At 40.1% G+C, this 14873-nt stretch carries 18 protein-coding genes and 1 pseudogene; 5 read left to right on the top strand and 14 right to left on the bottom strand.

The window, feature by feature from the left end:
* Positions 1-51: 51 nt before the first annotated feature.
* The gene (locus tag AN619_RS05325) at positions 52-738 is read right to left on the bottom strand and encodes a hypothetical protein (protein WP_068555503.1); all 687 of its coding nucleotides are present in this window, start codon (positions 736-738) and stop codon (positions 52-54) included.
* A 90-nt stretch (positions 739-828) separates the two neighbouring features.
* A complete protein-coding gene (locus tag AN619_RS05320; RefSeq protein ID WP_068555501.1) occupies positions 829-1017 on the bottom strand; it encodes an asparagine synthase in 189 nt (62 codons plus the stop codon).
* Between the two features lie 181 nt (positions 1018-1198).
* Between AN619_RS05320 and AN619_RS05315 the strand changes: the two genes are divergently transcribed.
* Positions 1199-1753 carry a hemerythrin domain-containing protein gene (locus AN619_RS05315; RefSeq protein WP_068555909.1) on the top strand — a complete coding sequence of 185 codons (555 nt, stop codon included), beginning with the start codon at positions 1199-1201 and terminating at the stop codon, positions 1751-1753.
* Positions 1754-1792: 39 nt separating this feature from the next.
* Here the strand turns inward: AN619_RS05315 and AN619_RS05310 are convergent, their stop codons facing one another.
* Positions 1793-2554 carry a hypothetical protein gene (locus AN619_RS05310; protein ID WP_068555499.1) on the bottom strand — a complete coding sequence of 254 codons (762 nt, stop codon included), beginning with the start codon at positions 2552-2554 and terminating at the stop codon, positions 1793-1795.
* A 173-nt stretch (positions 2555-2727) separates the two neighbouring features.
* Between AN619_RS05310 and AN619_RS16465 the strand changes: the two genes are divergently transcribed.
* A complete protein-coding gene (locus AN619_RS16465; protein ID WP_278279849.1) occupies positions 2728-2856 on the top strand; it encodes a hypothetical protein in 129 nt (42 codons plus the stop codon).
* Here AN619_RS16465 and htrA read toward each other — a convergent pair.
* From htrA to AN619_RS05295, 3 genes are all read right to left on the bottom strand, one after another.
* Complete coding sequence (gene htrA, locus AN619_RS05305; protein WP_157064920.1) at positions 2853-4112, bottom strand: serine protease HtrA; 1260 nt, start codon at positions 4110-4112, stop codon at positions 2853-2855. The genes AN619_RS16465 and htrA overlap by 4 nt on opposite strands.
* A 97-nt stretch (positions 4113-4209) precedes the next feature.
* Complete coding sequence (locus AN619_RS05300; RefSeq protein ID WP_068555497.1) at positions 4210-5625, bottom strand: sensor histidine kinase; 1416 nt, start codon at positions 5623-5625, stop codon at positions 4210-4212.
* Positions 5618-6310, bottom strand: a complete 693-nt coding sequence (locus AN619_RS05295; RefSeq protein ID WP_068555496.1) for a response regulator transcription factor — start codon at positions 6308-6310, stop codon at positions 5618-5620. Before AN619_RS05295 ends, AN619_RS05300 begins: the two co-directional genes overlap by 8 nt.
* Positions 6311-6577: 267 nt before the next feature.
* Between AN619_RS05295 and AN619_RS05290 the strand changes: the two genes are divergently transcribed.
* The gene (locus AN619_RS05290; RefSeq protein ID WP_068555494.1) at positions 6578-7732 is read left to right on the top strand and encodes an HD-GYP domain-containing protein; all 1155 of its coding nucleotides are present in this window, start codon (positions 6578-6580) and stop codon (positions 7730-7732) included.
* 285 nt (positions 7733-8017) lie between these two features.
* On the opposite strand, the gene AN619_RS05285 is transcribed toward AN619_RS05290, so the two are convergent.
* The 6 genes from AN619_RS05285 to AN619_RS05260 form a co-directional block, all read right to left on the bottom strand.
* Positions 8018-8470, bottom strand: a complete 453-nt coding sequence (locus AN619_RS05285; protein ID WP_068555491.1) for a ferritin family protein — start codon at positions 8468-8470, stop codon at positions 8018-8020.
* Positions 8433-9440: a sulfite reductase subunit C gene (asrC, locus tag AN619_RS05280; protein WP_068555489.1), complete on the bottom strand. Its 1008-nt coding sequence runs from the start codon at positions 9438-9440 to the stop codon at positions 8433-8435. The genes AN619_RS05285 and asrC overlap by 38 nt, the downstream gene beginning before the upstream one ends.
* A gap of 13 nt (positions 9441-9453) precedes the next feature.
* Positions 9454-10251, bottom strand: coding sequence for an anaerobic sulfite reductase subunit AsrB (gene asrB / locus AN619_RS05275; protein WP_068555487.1), 798 nt, complete (start codon positions 10249-10251; stop codon positions 9454-9456).
* Positions 10248-11264: an anaerobic sulfite reductase subunit AsrA gene (asrA, locus tag AN619_RS05270; RefSeq protein WP_068555484.1), complete on the bottom strand. Its 1017-nt coding sequence runs from the start codon at positions 11262-11264 to the stop codon at positions 10248-10250. The genes asrB and asrA overlap by 4 nt, the downstream gene beginning before the upstream one ends.
* A gap of 95 nt (positions 11265-11359) precedes the next feature.
* The gene (locus AN619_RS05265; protein ID WP_330382029.1) at positions 11360-12151 is read right to left on the bottom strand and encodes a formate/nitrite transporter family protein; all 792 of its coding nucleotides are present in this window, start codon (positions 12149-12151) and stop codon (positions 11360-11362) included.
* A 229-nt stretch (positions 12152-12380) separates the two neighbouring features.
* Positions 12381-12722 (bottom strand): hypothetical protein, encoded by a 342-nt coding sequence (locus AN619_RS05260; protein ID WP_068555482.1) that lies wholly within the window; start codon positions 12720-12722, stop codon positions 12381-12383.
* 131 nt (positions 12723-12853) lie between these two features.
* Here AN619_RS05260 and AN619_RS05255 point away from each other — a divergent pair, with 131 nt between their 5' ends.
* Complete coding sequence (locus tag AN619_RS05255; protein WP_198153246.1) at positions 12854-13408, top strand: ribonuclease H family protein; 555 nt, start codon at positions 12854-12856, stop codon at positions 13406-13408.
* 5 nt (positions 13409-13413) lie between these two features.
* On the opposite strand, the gene AN619_RS05250 is transcribed toward AN619_RS05255, so the two are convergent.
* Positions 13414-13902, bottom strand: a complete 489-nt coding sequence (locus AN619_RS05250) for a hypothetical protein (RefSeq protein WP_157064919.1) — start codon at positions 13900-13902, stop codon at positions 13414-13416.
* Positions 13903-14187: 285 nt separating this feature from the next.
* A complete protein-coding gene (locus AN619_RS05245; protein ID WP_068555479.1) occupies positions 14188-14373 on the bottom strand; it encodes a cold-inducible protein YdjO-related protein in 186 nt (61 codons plus the stop codon).
* A gap of 335 nt (positions 14374-14708) precedes the next feature.
* Here AN619_RS05245 and AN619_RS16775 point away from each other — a divergent pair.
* A pseudogene (locus tag AN619_RS16775) lies at positions 14709-14873 on the top strand (IS701 family transposase); the annotation flags it as partial.

Here is a 14873-nt window from a genome sequence, read left to right as displayed (position 1 = left end):
CCTATCTGCCTGATCCACCCATTGGATTCAAATATGACTCCATAGAAAAACCTATTTCTTATCCACAAAGCTTAGCATATAATTAAAATAAAAATCATATTCCTTGCCGATGGTATTTTCAAAAATGTACAGCCCGACACCCTTTTTGTATATCCTTCGCTCTTCATAGATGCCATTGGGCATGTTCTCCATGGGTACCGTATAGAAAACTGTATAGGTCTCCATGCGATCTTGAGGATCAACGTCTATCGATTCAATGACAGCCCTCACTTTTTCCGCTTTTCCGTCTATCATTACCTTCTGTTCCCATGTATTTCCCTTTTCCAAGGGCAATCTTAGAACCTCCAGTTCTTTCAATTTGTGAGGCAGCTTTTCTCCTTCAAGAATTTTTTCCGTTATTTTTTCGGCATCCACAATGTATTCCATGCGAATGTTAAAATTTCCTTTGGCTTCCCCGCCGGAAGGATCGTCTACTTCCCCCGTGACATGATAAATCGTCTGTTCCGGTTTTTCCTCTACACGGTCTATTTTGATGGAATGTCCATATTCTGCAAAGCCATTATAGAAATATTCCCCTTCCGTATCTTGGGGCAAAATGGCCAGTAATTCTTGGGAAGGAGGTTTTTCTTCTTGGGGAGGTCCCTCTGTATCTTGGGGCTCCTTCGGCTGTTTTGCACATCCGGACAGCAATATGAACAACAAACCTAAAATCATCCATATGTATATCTTTTTTCTCATCCCTTTCCTTCCTCCTTTCATGGATAGATTTATTATACCCCAAAGGATTGCCAGCAATCAAATGAAAGGTGAGGGAATTCTTTCCCCCACCTACATAAGTGTCCTTCTGTCATCCATATGCTGCACCATGTCGATTGTTCCCAGCACTACATGGGCTAAACCGAATCCTACGATCCCGGCAGCAATCATGGGTGCAATATCTCTTCTTTTCATGATGGCGCCTGTTGCTGTGACAGCCGCACCAAGGACAGTCGGTATCAATCCTTCACGAACATCCATTGAATAATCCCTCCTAATTTTTTTGGAGTACATTATTATCATGCTATATTTTATTTCTTTTTATCCCTGTAAAAAGCTTTCATATATGGTAAAGAAAATTGATATTTATCACAGGCTGTTTATTTGCATTGCAAAAGCACATAATATAATAATAAAAGATATCTTAGGGGAGGAATTTCAAATGAAGGCGATTGAGCAAATGATGGAAGAACATAGGAATATTAAAAGAATATTAAAAATTACAAGGATATTCTGTATTCAAATTTTAAACGGTGCCCCCGTAGACGATGAAGCCTTTCGGAAGATTATTGATTTTGTGAGAAATTATGCTGATCGTCATCATCATAGCAAGGAAGAGGATATCCTATTCAAAAAGATGTCCGATGAATTGGGGGAAGCCGTAGCAAAAGGCCCTATTATGGGCATGTTTGCAGAGCATGATTTAGGCAGACTCTTCATCAGTAATTTAGAGCAGGCCCTGGATAAGGTAAAAGAGGGAGATCAAGATGCCCGGGTGGATGTGATCGCCAATGCCATCGCTTACACGGATCTATTGCATCGCCATATCGATAAGGAAGATACGGCCATCTATACCTTTGCCCAAAAAAGATTGAGCAGAGAAGCCTTGGCTGAGGTGGAAGAAAAGTGTAGCACCATTGAAATTTCCGGGAGAGAAAAAAAGATTCAGGATAAATACTTAGCCCTTCTTGAGGAATTAGAAAGAAGCGTTGGATAATCATCCAACGCTACAATCTTTCACATTTAGGCAAAATAGCTAGAACCTTATCAATATAACTGATTCAGCTATCCATTGCCCATCTTTTACGATTACGCTAAACATGATTTTTTTAAAATATTTTTTTAATCCTAACCAGAATTCCCTTTGTATATCCTCTTTATGGAGACAAATATTAAAAGTAAACAGCTTGTTTTCAGCATATTTGTTGATATAGTTGATCAAGGAAGCATAATCATAACTGCCTTCTTGCCCTATGCCGTCATTACATAATTCATATATTTCAATTTTAACATTCTGAAAATTTTCTATATAGCGATCACACTTATTTTTAGGACAAAACATAGAATAGATAGCCCTATCCAATTGATTTTGTTGATAAAGCTCTAAAAAAATTTTTTCTGCCAAATTATTTACCCTACAAAATTTTGCTTGAAAAACACGGTGGGTGTCCTTAGAATAAAAGACTTTTATATCAAAGAAATTTCTAAGGAATTTTATTTCGTCAGATTCTTGAAATTCATCCAATGTTTTCCCGTTTTTCCCATATGCATTAGAGATTTTCTTTATTCTATAGTAAGGAATTGTTTCTTTTTGCAAAACCCCGCTCCCCAATTCCATTTGTAATTCAAAACTTTCCAGTATATTTTTTCTATAGATATCCTCCTCTAAGCAGGTTGTATGTAGTATGACATGGTTCACATCATGGATGTCCAATATAAATTTTATATCTTCACTTTCCCACCCCTGGGCTTCTTTTATACTCTCTATATAATCTTTTTCCGTTACTCGTTTTAACATATCCCCATACTCCTTTTCTTATCTGTTCATAAAAATTTGAAATATTAACCAAAACCATATAAGAAAACCTTGGGATGGTTCCCTATTTTCTTGGTTTTATCGGTCCCATCGGAGGGTTCTGCATCTATGCTTTTATCAGAAGTTATAGAAGCGGGGAATAGGACAGGGCCATCATGATCATCATATTTATGCTCATCATTGTGGGAGGTCTGATAGGTTTAGGCATCCACATCCGCAATGGTTATCCGATACACACGTTTGAATATCAATCAGCCGGTAAATTCTACCGGCTGATTGTCTAATCATTCTTCGGTACTTGGGCCAATTCCACCTTCAGACTTATCTTTTCTCCATTTCTCATGACTTTCAGCACAATTTTATCACCCGGACGATATTGGTACAGGTTTCTCACCAACTGGCTCATGGAAGCAATCTCCTTATCTTCTATTGCTACGATAATATCTCCGCTGCGCAGATCAGCCCTCGAAGCAGGAGAGTTCTTTGAAACCTCCACCACATACACGCCTTTTTCTACAGACAGCTTTGTACCCATGGATTTTTCAAAAACATCCACATTCACGCCCTTGATCCCTAGGTAAACCTTTCGAAACTCTCCCTTTTCAATAAACTGATCTACAATGGGTTTGGCCATATTGATAGGAATCGCAAAGCCTAGTCCTTCCCCCGATTGGATCTTTGCCGTATTGATCCCGATGACTTCTCCCTTGGCATTCAGCAGAGGGCCTCCGCTGTTTCCCGGGTTGATGGAGGCATCCGTTTGGATTAAATTCTCAATGGTCTCGTTATAGCCGACACCGATACTTCTCCCCAAACCGCTGATAATGCCAGAGGTAACCGTCCGTTCAAACTGCATGCCTAAAGGATTGCCAATGGCAATGGCAATTTCTCCTACCTCCAGCTTATCGGAATCCCCTAAATCTGCCGGCACCAGTTTGACCCCATCCACCTTCAGTACAGCCAGATCAATATTGGGATCATTCCATAGAATTTTGGCTTCTTTCGAAGTTCCGTCATGGAGGAGGACATTGACCACTTCCACGTTCCCGTTATTTACCACATGGGAATTGGTGAGAATGTATCCCTTTGCATCTACTACCACACCCGTTCCCACATTACTGGATCTCCTTGCTCCAAAAAAGAAATCCTGTTGCATGCTTTCCGTAGTAATTCCTACTACAGAAGGCATGGCTTTTTTGGCCACGGCTGACACTAAAAATTCGGTTTTTTGAGGCTCTACGTTAATTACCTGCTTTACATCTCTGCCAAAATAATTATCCGGGTAGGGAATCAAATTTCCAAAAATATAAACGGGGAAAATATAGCTGGACAACACGCCTCCAATCAAGGCAGAAATCAAAGCTGTTATGACCAAACTCCCATTTATTTTTTTCTTCTTTTGAAATTTTTCCTTGGACCCCACAGAGATACCAGTGGATATGGTTGAAATCTTTTCCTCCCCGTCAAATCTGTCCGTGGCAATCTCTGCCATCACCTCTTCTTTTTCATCACATATTTTTTTTTCGTCTTGCAAGTCCATTTTCAAAAACCTCCTTTTTTTCTGTTGATAATCTTATTATAAAAGGAGGTTTTGAACAAATTATGAACAAAGTGTGAATCAATGGATGAGATATGTTTTATGCTTTGCCGGAAAGGGTCAGACTAAATTGAAAGAGGGTACCTTTTCCCGGCTCACTTTCCATCTCAATTCGTTCCCCATGCCTTTCAATAATTTGTTTTACTATATATAGCCCCAAACCGGTCCCTTCCTTATTTCTATCCCTAGCCTTGTCTACCTTATAGAATTTTTCCCATATGGCTTGCTGTTCTCCTTTTGCTATGCCGATACCGTTGTCCTTCACTGCAATCCATGCTTTGTTTCCCTGCTCCTTGGTTTCTATTTCAATTCTACCCGCTTCTTCTACAAATTTCATGGCGTTTTCAATAAGGTTGGACAGCACTTGCTCCACACCATCCCGATCAGCCTTTACGGAAAGAGATTCCCTTTCGAACGCCAATAGAATGGCGATTTCTTTTTTGTTGATTTCCTCCTCATACTTTATCAATGTCCTGCGAATCAACTCATTGACATCAAAAATTTCCGGCTGTATGGGATAGGCATTGGACTCCATTCTTTGAAGATCCAGCAAATTGGAAATCAGTTTGCTCAACCGGGCGGTTTCCCTCAAAATAATCTGCAGATATCTGGGTCGATCCTGTTCCTCCACCGTTCCGTCTGCAATTCCTTGGATGAAGCCTTGTACTAGCGTCAGGGGTGATCTCAATTCGTGAGCCACGGCAGAAATAAAACTTCTCCGATTTTCCTCCATTTTCTCCAGCTGTTCTGCCATATAGTTAAAGGTCTTGGTAACCCTGCCGATTTCATCATCCGTATAAACCGCTACCCTCTGGGAAAAATCTCCCTGGGCCAATTTTCTAGCCGCTTGATCCATCGATTGCAGGGGGGCAGATAGTCGCTTGGATAAAATATAAATGATGCCCAAAGAGATACCAAAGGAAATGGCCATGGTAGTCCAGATAATTTTGTGGACCTCTCGAATGGTATTCGTAATCTCATATAAGGGAGCATGCATGATAATGGCATTCTCTACACGGCCATGAATAAAAATGGGCATACCTACTGTCACCATGGGAATCTGCCATATCTCTTGAAAAGTCCCTTTTTTTACGATAATTCTGCCTTTTAAAATCTCCAACATTTCCCCGGTGGTAATTTGTTTTCCGATCCATTCTTTTTCATTGCTGGATACCCCGTAGATGAATCCCCGTTTATCCAGGATCCAGATTCGTGTGTCCAAAAAACGTTCTATGGATTGCAGTTCCAAATCCAACCGTTCCTTGGTAATATACCCGTTTAAATAATCAATGACCAAATCATTGATCTTATTTCCCTCTTCCAGCAGCAGTCTCTCATGACGGTCAAAAAAGTAATTCCCTAACAATTGGGAAAAAAGCAAGCCCAATAATAAAAAACTTACAGCAATGATGGCAAAATAAGTAGCCATCAGTTTTTTGAATACTGTATTAAACATGGGATTTCACCTCAAACTTATAGCCTACACCCCATACAGTCTTAATCTGATATTGAGATGCCACAGGCTCTAGCTTTTCTCGCAGCCGTTTGATATGGACATCAATGGTTCTGTTGTCCCCTTCAAAATCAAAGCCCCAAATCTGTTCAATCAATTGTTCCCGGGTAAAAACTTGATTTTTATTTTTTACAAGAAAATACAAAAGCTCCATTTCTTTTGGCGGCAATTCCAGTACTTGATTTTTTATCTTGATTTTATATCCGTCCTTATCAATCAGCAAATTAGGCAGTACAATCTGTTGATAAGTCATTCCCTGCTTTTGGTACCTTCTGAGGACCGCATCTACCCTAGCCGCCAGCTCTCGAGGTTCAAATGGCTTTACGATATAATCGTCGGCCCCTATTTTTAATCCAAGTACTTTATCGAAGGTATCATCTTTCGCCGTCAGCATAATGATGGGAATATCACTAACTTTTTTCAACTCCCTGCATACATCCCATCCATCCAATTTGGGCAGCATAATATCCAAGATCACCAGATGGGGTGCCTCTTCCCTTATAGCTTCTAAAGCCTTGAATCCGTCATGTACCGCAAAAACATCATATCCTTCCTTGGTGAGATATAACTTGATCAGCTCACAGATGTGGATATCATCATCCACGACCAAAAGCTTCCTCCCCGTCATCTCCTGTTTCCTCCTTTATTTTTACTGCATCCTGCCTATGTCCTGCATATCTGTATTATAGCATAATTACAAATATCGCAAAAATGAACACCCATGGGTATCCCTTTTGCATTCTATGACAAATAAATTTATTCCATATTCGGGAATAATTTCCCTGCGGCACTTCCTATAATTTATATGCTATAATATATAACAAAAAGGAATTCTATCCTATATCCATCCCGATCGCAGAGTTTTTTTCAATTCTCATATAAGGAGTAATGTAAAATGCGTCTTATACCTATTTCTTGCGTAAAAGAAGGCAGCATTTTGGCCCAAACCCTCTATGACAAAGACGGGAGAATATTGCTGCAAAAAGGTGTTGAACTTAATGAAGGCTTGCTGAAAAAAGTAAAGGATAACGGCACTTATATGCTTTATATTCATGATGAATACAGCAGTAATGAAATTGAAGATATTATCGAGCCAAAAATTCGAATTGCTGCTATAAATGCCCTTAGGGAAACTTTTTCTTCCTTTGAAAAATACAACAAACAGCTAAAGGAAAAAACCGGTTCCCTCAAGGAACGGCAGCTATTTAAGCAACGGGAAGATTATTTGCAAAACTTAAGTACTATCTCTAAAAATATCGTAGATGAAATATCCTCTGCCAAAAATATACTGGTAAACCTGGTAGATATCAAAAGCCTGGATAGTTATACCTATGAACATTCTGTGAATGTGACCGTCCTTTCCCTGGTATTGGGTGTGGAGCTCCAACTGAGCAAAAATGAACTGTACGATCTGGCCATCGGTGCCATGCTCCATGATATCGGCAAAGTATTTTTGCCAAAGGAAATCCTGATGAAAAAAGAAAAGCTTACAGATGAAGAATATGCTATCGCCAAAGAACATACCTCCAGAGGCTATCACTATTTAAAAGAACACTACAGTATTCCAGGGCAAGCCAGGATTATTGCACTGCAACATCATGAACGGATGAATGGCAGCGGCTATCCTAACGGAATTTCAGGCAATCAAATTACCAAACTGGCAAAAATCATAGCCATTACCGATACTTATGACGCTATGACTTCTGACAAACCCTATAAGAAAGCTGTAACACCCCTTGAAGCTATTGAATATATCATGGGCAGTGCAGGAACCCTTTTCGACTTTGAGATGGCCCAGACCTTTGTAAGAAAGATCATTCCTTATCCCGTTGGAACACTGGTAAGATTAAGCAATGGAGATTATGGCGTGGTAGAAGAAGTGCCTCCCAACTTTCCGCTGCGACCAAAGATTAGAATTATACGGCAGAATGCCGTAAACATTGAAATGGTGCAAGTAGATTTATTAAAAGAGACCAACTTGGTCATTGAAGGCATTCAGTATGAAGCACCGAATTTGTCTGTTCAGCACTATTTAAAGCAAAACAAATAAAATTCCCATAGCATTGGCCTATAGGAATTTTAGCTTGTAGACAAACCCTTGAGATTTGCCTTCCTGCTCAGACCTGCGCCGCTTTTCTAAATAAAAAAATGAGGAAAAAAGCGGCTTGCTGATTCGCGACGAAGCCTAAATCTCAAGGGTTCTTACTTATCCCGTTACTTTTTCTACAGACTGAAATTCCCATGGCATTGGCCTATGGGAATTTTATTGTATATTCCTTGCCTCCCTTTCATATTCGTTCAGACGCTTAAGAACTTGCTATGAAAACTCCTCTTTTTATCTCATCCATAGGATTTTTTTCAGATGGCTGCGTTCCTCTTCTATAATTTTTTCAATATTTTTTCTCTGGTGCTCCATTACAACGCTTTTCAATTCATTCAAAAGAAAGATCGTATCCTTTTCCAGTCTCTCTGCAATATCGAAGGCTTCATCAAGATTTTTCACTTCAATTTTGTTCTTCCGGATAAAAAAGTTCTGATCAATCAAAGCCCTTATATATGCCTCATACTCTCCCTCTAAGGGCAAATCTTCATCGGAAGTTTCCAAATGCCGCTTCATGTCCCGATAAAGGGCTTCATGACCCTTCTCATCTTCTGCCAATTGCCTCAACAGTTCTTTCTGTGGTCTATCTTCAACCTTTTCTCCCAAGGCGCTATAAAATTCATAGCCGATGCTCTCCAGTTCAATCAAGCTATTCATTACATCTGTCAAAGTGAATATTTCTCTCATAGGTATACCCTCCAAAATCAATATAGTTTGCCACCTTCGCCTTAGGGCCAAGTTTTACCCCCTTGAAGGCATAGGCTTTAAATATATGATACCCCGCTCTATCTACAATGTAACCCACATGTTCTTTCCCCAAGGGTGCTTCCTTGTCAATATAATCTTCTATAAAGGCATAGGTATTGACAATCACTTGAATAATCGTTTCCTCATCTACCCATTCCAGAAACGTCTGGGCCAATCTGGGGTTTTTCTTTCCTGTCCTGCCCATAATCACCATCCGATAAAACTTCTCCGGATTCCTGCTCCATGCACCTGTGGGACATTTCAGAATGCATTCCCCGCAGCCAATGCATCGGTCCTCATCTCTTTTTACCTTATAATTTTCCATCCTTAGTGCTCCCGTAACCCTCTTTTTGCAATTTTTCACGCAGGCTTCACATCCCACGCATCGAGAAGCATCATAGATCGGCTCCACTTGGCCGATGATGCCAAAATCCTGCATGTGAGCTTTGATACAATCATTAGGACATCCCGTACAAGCAATTTTTACATGGCGGTCATTGGGGAAAATGGCTTTTTCAATCTTGATGGCAAGATCGGTAGTGTTATAATTGGCAAAGGGACAGACTTTGTTCCCAATACATGCCGATACATTTCTGGTCCCTGCTGCCGGGTATCCTCCCTCGATATCTCCTATAGAAACGCCATAATCTAGCTCAAGCCCTTGGAGAATCGGTGCAATCATTCTATTGATTTCCGGAATTTTATCAAAGTCGATCCCTGGCACTTCAAATCCCTGACGGATGGTAATATGAACACTCCCATCTCCATATTTCTCTGCAATCTCTTTGATAATATCAAAATATTTTACTTCCAAGTGTCCCCCGGGTACCCTGATTCGCAAGGCTGTTTTTCCTCTTACCTTCGTTACCCGATAGGCATTTTTCTTGATTTTTTTTGTATTGATATCCATGGTTCTACCCCCTCTAATCTATCAGCTGTTTTGCCTTGGTGTAATGAAATACCGGACCTTCCAGACATACGTAAGTTTCGTCAATCTTGCAATGGCCGCACTTGCCAATGCCGCAGCTCATTTTTCTCTCGAAGGATACCCAAATCTGTTCTTCTTTGATCTTCCTTTGTAAGAATTCTAGTCCTGTAAATTTCATCATTAACGGCGGCCCTACAATAATTACCTCCAGATTGTCCTCATCAGGGATATCTATTTTCGGTACAAATTGGGTAATCAATCCTACGTTCCCTGTCCAGCTTTCATCTCCTTTGTCTACTGTCACCGTTACATGAAATTTCTTGTTTTTCATCCACTCCTCAATTTCTTCCCTAAACAATATGTCCTTTGGGGATTTAAAACCGATCAACAAGTCTAGTTTTTGAATTTCTTCAGGATTTCTGTGAAAATAGTTAATGATGCTCTTTACCGGTGCCAGCCCTGTACCCCCGGCAGCAATAACCAAGTGTTTGTTTTTATACTGCTCCAGGGAAAAACCGTTCCCGTAAGGACCTCTCAAGTACATGGCATCCCCCGGCTTTAACCCATGAAGATAATTGGTTACCTTTCCTACTCTACGGATGGTCATATCAATATATCCGTCTCCAAAATCACTGATAGAAATAGGTGCTTCGCCAATTTTAGGGATAGAGACTTCCACAAATTGTCCATTTTTGGGTTTTATGTCGCAGGCTACACGGAAAGTATAATCAATATCTGTTTGATGCTGTATATCGATAATCGTGTACTTCTTCGGCATATATGGGTTTTTCATGATTTTCTCTCCTCCCCTACAATCTTTGTAACCTTGTTGATACAATTTGAAAAAGATATATACTCTGGACAGATATCATCACATCTGCCGCATCCTACACACATATGATAGCCATTTCTCTTTTTAAAATCGTTGATCTTATGCATGGTTTTGAAACGCATGCGATCCCCATAGTTTTTTCGAAAACCGTGTCCTCCTGCCATATCTGTAAAACCATCCACATGACACCCGGCCCAAACCCTTCTTCGTTCGCCATTGTTTTTATTTTCATCGTAAAAGATATCTTGCATCGTCCAACAACTGCAGGTACTGCATACAAAGTTGCATCGGCCGCAAGCAATACATCTTTGGGAATATTCCTTCCACATCTCATGTTCGAATAGCTCCAGTGTAATTTTATTTACATCGGGCAGGCAAACTTTCACCCTATTTTCTTCAATAAATTCAGGGGTAAAATTGGTTTCTTTTCCCAATCCTTGGAAGATATTCATCAAGCCATCGTCTTTCACTTCAAGGAGCAATTCTTCCCCAAATCGAATGGCTGCTGCATAGTTTTCCGTTTTGTTGGCATCCATAGAAACACAGAAGCAACTTTCAAATCCTTCGACACATTCCATCATGAAAAATTTTACCTTCTCCCTCAGGCATTCATAATATATATCTTTATCCTTTCCATTCTGTAGAAATATCTGATCCAGCCTTTTTACACCGTTGATGTCACAGGGTCTTAAAAAAATGATAATCTTTTTCCCATCTTCCTTGGGCTCCTTATATTCCTCTTCTGTAAAATAGAAAAGGGTTTGAGTGATCGGAAATAGAATTTCCTTCGGAGAAAAATGGGACTTTTCGTCGGTTACAATTTCCTCCACCATAGAAATTTCTCCATAACGTACCACATCTGTCTCAGAAAATCTCCCAATTTCCTTTAACCGGATAGGTGCATAGATTTTATACTCTTTGCTCAAATCTTTCAATGCATGATTAAAGGCTTCTCTGCTTAATCTCAATGCCATTGTCTTTCCTCCTTCTCTTCCTTCTTTCCTGTTGCACGGTACACAGAATTATTGTGTAAACTACATCCCTTGCTCCATGTACTATTTTTTATCCTTCACTCTTTGGATACAAACCAATACATGGCGCCAATCAACAGGGCTCCTCCCACCATATTCCCGGCAGTGGTTGCCACCAGATTTTTGATATAACCCGCTACCGATACCATGGCAGGATCATGGGGTATAAACAGGGCCATACCCATCAACGACATGTTGGCAATGCTATGTTCAAAGCCAGCACCAATGAACCCAAACAGGCACCACCAGATTAAAATCAACTTTGCCACATCCTCTTTGGCTCGAACAGAGGTCCAAATCGCCAAACACACCAGCATATTACACAGAATTCCTCGGATGAAAAGCTGCAAAAATGGTGCATTCATTTTTCCCGCAGCTACCTTAAGAATAAAATCTGATTGGGGTGCATTGCTGATCAGCCCTGACTTTGCTACCAGATAGGCAAAGAGAAGGGAACCTAGCAAGTTGCCAATATAGCTGAACACCCATACCTTTGCGGTATCCCCAGGGGTTACGCGCTTTGTCAAATTCCCAATAGTCATGACCATGTTGTTTCCTGTAAAAAGTTCTGCGCCGGCAAAGACCACCAAAGTCAATGCAATCCCGAAGGCTGCGCCCATCATTGCCTTTGTGGCGGGAGAATTGGCTGCCGCAAAGGGTGCCCCGATAGAAAAAATCAACATGATGCCAAATCCTACATAAATCCCTGCCATCATCGATAGGATGACATACTTCATGATGCTTTTGTTGACATACTTTGTCTTGTTTTCCGCACTGTCTGCCATTTTGTTCACCGTTTCAAGAAACATTACTCCATCCCTTCCTTCCATTGATTTTTCTCATATACATGGAAAACGACAAACTCCTTTGAGATAAAACAGCATAAATTCGTTTAGCATTTTCCTCGTATACTGCAACAAAATCTTCCTGCAAAGGTTTGCCGAAGATTTTGTTTTAAATATATCAATTATAGAAAATATATGCTGTGAGAAATATCACAAGCAGCATAAAAAAGCATGAGGAAAAAAATAGAAGACAGGCATTTTTTATGTCTGTCTCCTATTCATCTCGTATGTCTAGAATATATTCATCCAGAATTTCCATGATTTTATCCATTCTTTCATCATCGTCTTCCCATACAAAAGGGTACGCCCAATCTGTCCTATTGGGGCTTGACAAAATCGTAGCATGGGTAGTTCCATCAATATTTTCCGTATGCACCATAAGCACATTGGGGCAGTTTTCTTTTCTATGAATATATTCATACACTACATAGCCAAAGCCCTTCTCCTGATCTATGGGATGATATTCACTATGAAGCAAATCCCCATCGACCTCCCCCATAAGTTGTTCCAATACCTCTTTGGGACGAATGGATAAAGAAATGATTCTGACGCCCATCTTCGCTCCCCCTCATCGGATTTCCAAGGATGATCTTTTATTTTTATCTATATTCAACAGCGAGAAATTTGTTGCAATGAAATTTTTCATTTTTGTTATAATATAAAAGAATGGAAAAAGGAGTTGATCGTGTGAGATTTGTGAATATATATACTGACGGTGCTTGTTCCGGCAATCAGAATGATACCAATATCGGAGGCTGGGGTGCTATCTTGGAATATGGTGAGCATGTCAAGGAGCTTTATGGGGCAGAAATCAATACCACCAATAACCGTATGGAGATGACAGCACTATTGGAGGCCCTAAAAACGCTGAAAAGAGATCAGCTTTCCATCCGCGTTTTCTCCGACAGCGCCTATCTGATAGAATGTTTTACAAAAAAATGGTATATCAAATGGCAAACGAACGGTTGGATTACTGCCAACAAGACACCCGTTGAAAATAAAGGTTTATGGGAAGCCCTGCTTTGCCAGATAAACCGGCAAAAAGAAATTCATTTTTACCGCATAAAGGGTCACCTGAACATCCAACGGGAAACAGAAGTAAAAAAGTGGTATGAAAAATTTAAAGAATGGAACGGCAGTCATTTTACCATGGAGGACTTCTTATATACCGCCAAAATGAATATCAGGGCCGATGCCCTGGCCAACAAAGGAATTGATGAAATAAGGGAGACGACCCTTTAGTCTCCCTATTGCAATCCTCCCATATGCTTTGTATAGCTTCCATCGACAATAGAATTAGTCAGTTGATAGAGCTGTCCATGGGGAGTTTCTCCGAAGGACAGAGTAAGTACAAAACGGATATCTTCCATGGCCTTGCTGCCTTGATAAATATCATAGGCACTGCCTATCTTTTCAAGATGGTATTTCTCTTCAATACGTTCTTTTACCTCATCTACGGCAGCATCAATAAAATATTCTGCCTGCTCCAGCAGTACGGAAGCATATTCCTCCTCATCATCCATAGGGTAGCCTTCCGCTTCCAGATCCTGTTCAATTTCTTTTTCTATAATCGATTGATCCAACTTTATGTGATATGCAAACACTTTGTCGTTCTGTATTTGATCGCTGATATCCTGTACCTCTTCAAAATAATTGCTGTTTTCGATGATCTCCTCGATTTCCTTACTGCTGATATGAACTGCCCCATTGGCGATGGCAGCTTCAATCTGTTTCATATCCATTACCTCCTCCTTCCGACCTATTTCTAGGATTCGCAGGAGTCCGATAATTTATACTTTTCTTTATAGAATTCTGCAAAATATTGTTTCATTATATTGTTTCATTGCATAAGGCATGTTCAGCATTGGATGGAATAGAACCCTTCAGATTGACGCACACCACCATCGAATATACTGCTCCCCTTCCCGGAAAAGTATATTCCAATCCATATGGCTTCCCCCTATTCTTTTTTGTATGCTACTTCTACCTATTCTCTCCAATTCCTTCTTAGTGGTAGTAGTTCACATCAGTACTTTTACTTCACGAACTCCTTCAATCATATGACTGGAACAAAAGGGACAAATAGGATGTAGCGATACCGTAAACTCTTTTTGCATCCATCCGACGCATTGGGGACACTGCCATATATCCACTTCTTTTTTTGCATAAATCGGCTTTTTTTCTTCCTCTTGCTGTTGAAAAAACATATTCTCTCCTCCTCGATGCCATACTCAAAAAGATGTTTCTATTATCTCCCCAAAGCTGTCATCCTTATACTAGAAAATTTTAGCATGGATTTTCTTCCATATAAAAAAATTTTTTGAAATTATTTTTGGGATCGGTTGATTTTAATCTCGTGAACTACCTCCACTTATAGAAGTGGGAGCTTCGTGGTCAATTCTCCCAACGGAGCAAGTTTACCCACGCTCAAAGGGCTGTTCCTTCCCCGACGTTACCATTACATGGCTAACTTTAGCAAGTTCTTTGATGGATTTATATCTTGTTAAACGTGAATTTCCAATTTCTATAAGTGGCAGGCTCACCAAACTATAAATATTTTATTAATTTTATCTGGTGTCCTCTAGTGACTGAAGGTAAAAAGACTACCAGAAATATATATAGATATTGTTTCTTTTACAAGAAGCATCTTGCAAGCTGGGAACGATTTTTAAGTAAAAACCAATGGGATTGCATGGGCATCATGAAA

The organism is Thermotalea metallivorans, assembly GCF_001562415.1.
In the GTDB taxonomy this organism is placed as follows: Bacteria; Bacillota; Clostridia; order Peptostreptococcales; family Thermotaleaceae; genus Thermotalea; species Thermotalea metallivorans.
The sequence above is the reverse complement of the archived record's forward strand: the minus strand, read 5'-3'. Positions and strand labels throughout refer to the sequence as shown.

Excerpts from the sequence above, each read along its gene's own strand:
- AN619_RS05285 (WP_068555491.1), bottom strand. The coding sequence starts at position 8,470 with ATGAGAGAAATATTCACTTTGACAGATGTAATGAATAGCTTGATTGAA.
- AN619_RS05325 (WP_068555503.1), bottom strand. The coding sequence starts at position 738 with ATGAGAAAAAAGATATACATATGGATGATTTTAGGTTTGTTGTTCATA.
- AN619_RS05290 (WP_068555494.1), top strand. The coding sequence starts at position 6,578 with ATGCGTCTTATACCTATTTCTTGCGTAAAAGAAGGCAGCATTTTGGCC.
- asrB (WP_068555487.1), bottom strand. The coding sequence starts at position 10,251 with ATGAAAAACCCATATATGCCGAAGAAGTACACGATTATCGATATACAG.
- AN619_RS16465 (WP_278279849.1), top strand. The coding sequence starts at position 2,728 with ATGATCATCATATTTATGCTCATCATTGTGGGAGGTCTGATAGGTTTA.
- AN619_RS05300 (WP_068555497.1), bottom strand. The coding sequence starts at position 5,625 with ATGTTTAATACAGTATTCAAAAAACTGATGGCTACTTATTTTGCCATC.
- AN619_RS05245 (WP_068555479.1), bottom strand. The coding sequence starts at position 14,373 with ATGTTTTTTCAACAGCAAGAGGAAGAAAAAAAGCCGATTTATGCAAAA.
- AN619_RS05315 (WP_068555909.1), top strand. The coding sequence starts at position 1,199 with ATGAAGGCGATTGAGCAAATGATGGAAGAACATAGGAATATTAAAAGA.
- htrA (WP_157064920.1), bottom strand. The coding sequence starts at position 4,112 with ATGGACTTGCAAGACGAAAAAAAAATATGTGATGAAAAAGAAGAGGTG.
- AN619_RS05260 (WP_068555482.1), bottom strand. The coding sequence starts at position 12,722 with ATGGGCGTCAGAATCATTTCTTTATCCATTCGTCCCAAAGAGGTATTG.
- AN619_RS05295 (WP_068555496.1), bottom strand. The coding sequence starts at position 6,310 with ATGACGGGGAGGAAGCTTTTGGTCGTGGATGATGATATCCACATCTGT.
- asrA (WP_068555484.1), bottom strand. The coding sequence starts at position 11,264 with ATGGCATTGAGATTAAGCAGAGAAGCCTTTAATCATGCATTGAAAGAT.
- asrC (WP_068555489.1), bottom strand. The coding sequence starts at position 9,440 with ATGGATATCAATACAAAAAAAATCAAGAAAAATGCCTATCGGGTAACG.
- AN619_RS05310 (WP_068555499.1), bottom strand. The coding sequence starts at position 2,554 with ATGTTAAAACGAGTAACGGAAAAAGATTATATAGAGAGTATAAAAGAA.
- AN619_RS05320 (WP_068555501.1), bottom strand. The coding sequence starts at position 1,017 with ATGGATGTTCGTGAAGGATTGATACCGACTGTCCTTGGTGCGGCTGTC.
- AN619_RS05250 (WP_157064919.1), bottom strand. The coding sequence starts at position 13,902 with ATGAAACAGATTGAAGCTGCCATCGCCAATGGGGCAGTTCATATCAGC.
- AN619_RS05265 (WP_330382029.1), bottom strand. The coding sequence starts at position 12,151 with ATGGAAGGAAGGGATGGAGTAATGTTTCTTGAAACGGTGAACAAAATG.